At 70.4% G+C, this 5,810-nt stretch carries 4 protein-coding genes; all 4 read left to right on the top strand.

The features are described from left to right. The first annotated feature begins 70 nt into the window (after window positions 1-70). The 4 genes from yidC to AB0H87_RS36895 all read left to right on the top strand — a co-directional run bounded on the left by yidC (window position 71) and on the right by AB0H87_RS36895 (window position 5,738). The gene (gene yidC / locus AB0H87_RS36880; protein WP_360156785.1) at window positions 71-700 is read left to right on the top strand and encodes a membrane protein insertase YidC; all 630 of its coding nucleotides are present in this window, start codon (window positions 71-73) and stop codon (window positions 698-700) included. Window positions 701-775: 75 nt separating this feature from the next. Continuing rightward, complete coding sequence (locus tag AB0H87_RS36885; RefSeq protein ID WP_360156788.1) at window positions 776-2,155, top strand: carbohydrate-binding protein; 1,380 nt, start codon at window positions 776-778, stop codon at window positions 2,153-2,155. A gap of 180 nt (window positions 2,156-2,335) precedes the next feature. Then, a complete protein-coding gene (locus AB0H87_RS36890) occupies window positions 2,336-4,168 on the top strand; it encodes a cellulose binding domain-containing protein (RefSeq protein WP_360156794.1) in 1,833 nt (610 codons plus the stop codon). Between the two features lie 13 nt (window positions 4,169-4,181). Beyond that, entirely contained in the window at window positions 4,182-5,738 is a 1,557-nt protein-coding gene (locus tag AB0H87_RS36895; RefSeq protein WP_360156791.1) for a cellulose binding domain-containing protein, read from the top strand. Window positions 5,739-5,810: the final 72 nt, after the last annotated feature.

Consider the following 5,810-nt stretch of genomic DNA (forward strand, 5'->3'; position numbering starts at 1 on the left):
GGCAACGACATCAGCCTGAAGACGTCGCCGGACCGCGCGGCGTTCCGCAACGCCGGCGCGGCGTTCCCCGGTGGTCCTGTCCGGTATCGCCGGCTTTCTGACCCCGCTCGCCGGCCCGTACGCCATGGCCCTGGCGATCATCCTGTTCACGGTCGCCGTGCGGCTCACGGTCGCGCCGCTCAGCGTCGCCGCCGTCCGTGGTGAGCGCCGCCGCAACGCGATGTTGCCGAAGATCCAGGAGCTCCAGCAGCGGTACGCCAAGCAGCCCGACCGCCTCCGCACGGAGCTGACGACCCTCTACCGCGAGTCGGGCTCCAACCCGCTCGCCGGCTGCCTGCCGGCCCTCGCCCAGGCGCCCTTCTTCCTGGTCATGTACCGCACGTTCGCGATCTCGCCGCCCGCCGGCGAGCTGTGGGGCGTCCCGCTCGGCCACCACCTGGCGGCCGGCCTCGGTGGCGCGACCATCCCGGTCTTCGGCGCGCTCGTCGTGCTGCTGCTCCTGCTCGCCGTCTTCTTCGCCCGCCGCTCCCGCCGTGCGCTTGGTCCACAATCGACCGGGCTCGCCCGAGTGATGCCCTTCATGTCCTTTCTCACCGTGCCGACCGCCCTCGTGCTGCCCCTCGCGGCCACGTTGTACCTGGTCACCACCACCGCGTGGACCGCGCTGGAGCACCTGGTGCTGCGGCGACCTGGGCATTGACAAACGTCCCTATGTCCGTTACAACCCGTCTGAGAGCGCTCTCACGGCCCGTCCCCCGCTCGAGAGAGGCCACATATGAAACGTCGCGTCCTGTTATCGATCGCCACCGCAACCATCACCGTCGCGGCCGTCGCCACGGCGGTCACGGCCAACGCCTCCGTGCCGGCCACGCCCTCGGGCTGGACCCTGGCCTGGAGCGACGACTTCAACGGCTCGGCCAACAGCCTGCCCTCATCGGCGAACTGGATCATCGACACCGGCACCGGCTACCCGGGCGGGCCCGGCAACTGGGGCACCGGCGAGATCCAGACCTACACCAACAGCACGTCCAACCTGAGCCTCGACGGCTCGGGCAACCTGCGGATCACGCCGATCCGCAACGGGTCCGGGCAGTGGACCTCGGCCCGGATCGAGACTCAGCGCAGCAACTTCAAGGCGCCCTCGGGTGGCGTGCTGCGCATCGAGGGCCGCATCCAGATGCCCAACGTGACCGGGGCGCAGGCGGCCGGCTACTGGCCCGCGTTCTGGGCGCTCGGCGCGCCGTACCGGGGCAACTACTGGAACTGGCCGGCCATCGGCGAGTTCGACATCATGGAGAACGTCAACGGGATCAACTCCGTCTGGGGCGTGCTCCACTGTGGAGTTTCGCCCGGCGGGCCCTGCAACGAGACCAACGGCCTCGGCACCTCGCGGGCCTGCCCCGGCTCGTCGTGCCAGTCCGCGTTCCACACCTACCGGTTCGAGTGGGACGCGAGCGTGAGCCCGCAACAGCTGCGGTGGTACGTCGACGGCACGCTCTTCCACACCGTCACCCAGTCGCAGGTCGGCGAGCCGCACTGGTCCAACATGACCAGCCACGCCGGCTACTTCATCCTGCTCAACGTCGCGATGGGCGGCGCGTTCCCCAACGGTGTGGCCGGCTCGGGCACGCCGACCGCGTCCACGGTCTCGGGCCGGCCGATGCTGGTCGACTACGTCGCCGTGTGGACCCGCGGTGGTGGGGGCTCCAACCCGACCGACCCGCCGCCGACCGGCAACCCCGGTGGCGGTGGCTCCGCGTACAACCAGATCCAGGCGGAGTCCTTCAACGCCCAGAGCGGCGTGATCGTCGAGGCGTGCAGCGAGGGCGGCCAGAACATCGGCGCCGTCCGCAACGGTGACTGGGTGCAGTTCAACAACGTCAACTTCGGCTCGACGCCGGCCCGGGACTTCGTCGCCCGCGTCGCGTCGGGCGCCGGCGGCGGGGTCAGCGGCCTGGTCGAGGTGCGGCTGGACAGCCGCAGCAACGCGCCGATCGGCAGCTTCGCGCTGGCGAACACCGGCGGCTGGCAGAGCTGGCGGTCGATACCTGGGAACGTGACGCCCACGACCGGCACGCACACGGTCTTCCTGACCTTCACCAGCGGCCAACCCAACGACTTCGTCAACGTCAACTGGTTCCAGTTCCGGAACTGAGCTGGCTGGGCTGGTTGGTTCCGCGGCGCGGCTGGCCGACGACCGCCGCCTGCTCCCAGGTCCATTGTTGAAAGTCGATTGGAACTGACTCTTTACATCTACAGTTAAGACTCTTAATAATTGGCCATCTATCGATGTGAGCGCGGGCCTGGGGAGGACTTCATGCGCTTGCGGACCCTGATGGTCACCGCGGCGGTCACCCTGCTCGGTGGGGTGACCGCCGTCGTGGGTGCGACACCCGCGATGGCCGCCGGACCGACCGCCACCTTCGTCAAGACCTCCGACTGGGGCACCGGCTGGGAGGGCAAGTACACGATCACCAACGGCGGCACGACCACCATGAACGGGTGGACGGTCGCGTTCGACCTGCCGGCGGGCAGTTCGGTGAGCAGCTTCTGGGACGCCGACCTGACCCGCAACGGCCAGCGCTTCTCGTTCCGCAACAAGTCCTGGAACGGCACGCTCGCGCCGGGCGCCACCGCGTCGTTCGGGCTCATCGGTGCCGGCGCCGGGTCGCCGGCCAACTGCACGCTCAACGGCGCTTCCTGCGGCGGCACCCCCGACCCGGGCACGCAACCGCCGGGCACGCCGGGTGCGCCCAGCGTCACCGGGGTGACCCAGGCCAGCATCTCGCTCGCCTGGGGTGCCAGCAGCGGCACCGTTGCCGGCTATCGGGTGTACGAAGGAAACACCCAGGTCGCGACCGTGACCGGCACGTCCGCCACGATCGGCGGGCTCGCCGCGAACACCGCGCACACGTACACCGTCGCCGCCTACAACTCCGCGGGTGAGTCCGCCCGCAGCGCCGCCGTGACCGGCACGACCAGCGGCGGCACCGGGCCGCAGGTGCCCGGCACGCCCGGCAGCGTGCGGGTCACCGGCACGACCGGCAGCGCGATCTCGCTCGCCTGGAACGCGTCGACCGGCACGGTCACCGGCTACCGCGTCTACGAGGGCACGACCGTGCGCGCCACGGTCACCGGCACGACGGCCACGATCAGCGGCCTGCCGGCGTGCGCGTCCCGGACGTACACCGTCGCCGCCTACAACACCGCCGGCGAGTCGGCCCGCAGCGCCGCCGTCAGCGGCACCACCACCGGCTGCTCCACCGGCCCGCTGCCGGCGCACTTCCTGACCGGCTACTGGCACAACTTCGTCAACCCGGCCGTCGAGCTGCGGCTGCGCGACACACCGGCGGCGTACGACCTGATCGCGGTCGCCTTCGCCGAGGCGACCAGCACACCCGGCGCCGTCACGTTCGCCGTCGACCCGGGGCTGGCCACGGCGCTCGGCGGCTACTCCGACGCGGACTTCCGCGCCGACATCGCCACGCTGCACTCGCGCGGCAAGAAGGTGATCCTGTCGGTCGGCGGCGAGGCGGGGCGGGTCGCCGTCAACGACGCCACGAGCGCGACCAACTTCAGCAACTCGATGTTCAACCTCATCCAGTCGTACGGCTTCGACGGCGTCGACATCGACCTGGAGAACGGACTGAACCCGACGTTCATGGCCCAGGCCCTGCGCAGCCTGCGTAGCCGGGTCGGCGCGAACCTGATCATCACGATGGCACCACAGACGATCGACATGCAGAACCCGACGGTGTCCTACTTCAAGCTGGCGCTGGACATCCGCGACATCCTGACGGTCGTACACACCCAGTTCTACAACTCCGGCTCGATGCTCGGCTGCGACCAGTCGTTCGCGTACAGCCAGGGCACGGTCAACTTCATGACCGCGCTGGCCTGCATCCAGCTGGAGGCCGGGCTGCGGCCCGACCAGGTCGCTCTCGGCCTGCCAGCCGGGCCCGGCGCCGCGGGCGGCGGGGTCGTCTCGCCGAGCCTCGTCAACCAGGCGCTCGACTGCCTCGCCCGGGGCACCAACTGCGGCAGCTTCCGCCCGCCGCGCACGTACCCGGGCATCCGCGGCGCGATGACCTGGTCGATCAACTGGGACGTCAGCAACGGCAACCAGTTCGCCAACACCGTCGACCCCCACCTGGCCACCCTGCCCTGAGCGAGGAGAAACCGTGAGACTGCACAGAAAGGTCGCCGTCACCGCCGGCCTGGCCCTCGCGGCCATGGTGGTCGGCGTGGCCGTCGCGCCCGCCGCGTCCGCGGCCACCGCCGCCTTCGTCCGCACCGCGAGCTGGGGTTCCGGCTACGAGGCCAAGTTCACCGTCACCAACAACACGTCGTCGACCATCACCTCGTGGAACGTCGTCTTCGACCTGCCGAGCGGCACCTCGGTCGGCTCGTTCTGGGACGCGGACATGACCCGGTCCGGCCAGCGGTTCACGTTCACCAGCAAGTCGTGGAACGGCACGCTGGGCCCGAACGGCACCGCCAGCTTCGGCTTCATCGCCGCGGGCAACGGCGACCCGACCAACTGCACCGTCAACGGCTCGTCCTGCGCGGGCGGGCCGCCGACCAACCCGGGCGCACCCGCGACGCCGGGCAACGTGCGGGTCACCGGCACGACCGCCAACTCGATCTCCGTCGCCTGGAACGCCTCGTCCGGGGCCACGGGCTATCGGGTCTACGAGGGTACGACCGTGCGCGCGACCGTCACCGGCACCAGCGCGACGATCACCGGGCTGCCCGCGTGCGCATCGCGTTCATACACGGTGGCCGCGTACAACGCGCAGGGTGAGTCGGCCAGATCGGGCGCGGTGTCCGGCACGACGACCGGCTGCACCAACCCCGGCACCGGGCCGCAGATCGCCGCGCCGTACATCTACTCGTGGGGCAACGTGCCCAACGTCAACACGGTGATGTCGGCGACCGGCATCAAGTGGTTCACCAAGGCGTTCGTGCTCTCCGGCGGCGGCTGCAGCCCGGCGTGGGACGGCAACCGGCCGATCAACAGCGCGGGCGACGCGCAGCAGATCGCGGCGATCCGGTCCGCGGGCGGCGACGTCATCCCGTCGGTCGGCGGCTGGAGCGGCAACAAGCTCGGCCCGAACTGCTCGTCCGCCTCGGCCCTGGCCGGCGCGCTGCAGCAGGTGATCAGCGCGTACAGCCTCAAGGCGATCGACCTCGACGTGGAGAACACGGACGAGTTCGAGAGCGAGGTCGTGCAGGACCGGATCCTCGGCGCGCTGAAGATCCTCAAGCAGAACAACCCGGGCCTGAAGACGATCGTCACGATCCCGACGGCGACCACCGGCCCGTCCTGGTGGGGCACCCGCCTGATCAACCAGGGCGCGGCGCTGCAGGCCAATGTGGACGTCTGGACCATCATGCCGTTCAACTTCGGTGGCGGTGCCGACATGTACGCGGCGACGGTCAGCGCTTCGGAGGGCCTGAAGAACGCGCTGAAGACCGCGTTCGGTTGGTCCGATGCGACGGCGTACGCGCACATGGGCATCTCCGGCATGAACGGCCGGTCGGACCAGAACGAGATCACGACGACCGCGCAGTGGACCTCGATCCGCGACTGGGCGGAGTCCCGTGGCCTGGCCCGCCTGGCGTTCTGGTCGGTCAACCGCGACCGCGGCTGCGCGGGCGGTCCGCTCAGCTCGGACTGCTCGAGCATCGCCCAGCCCGACTGGGAGTTCACCCGGATCACGGCCCAGTTCGGCTGAGCCGGTTGGAGCGACCCGCCGCCGCCACTGCCGTCAGGGGCTGGCGGCGGCGGGGCGTCGGCGGTCAGGTCA

Source organism: Asanoa sp. NPDC050611 (assembly GCF_040654855.1).
Classification (GTDB): Bacteria; Actinomycetota; Actinomycetes; order Mycobacteriales; family Micromonosporaceae; genus Asanoa.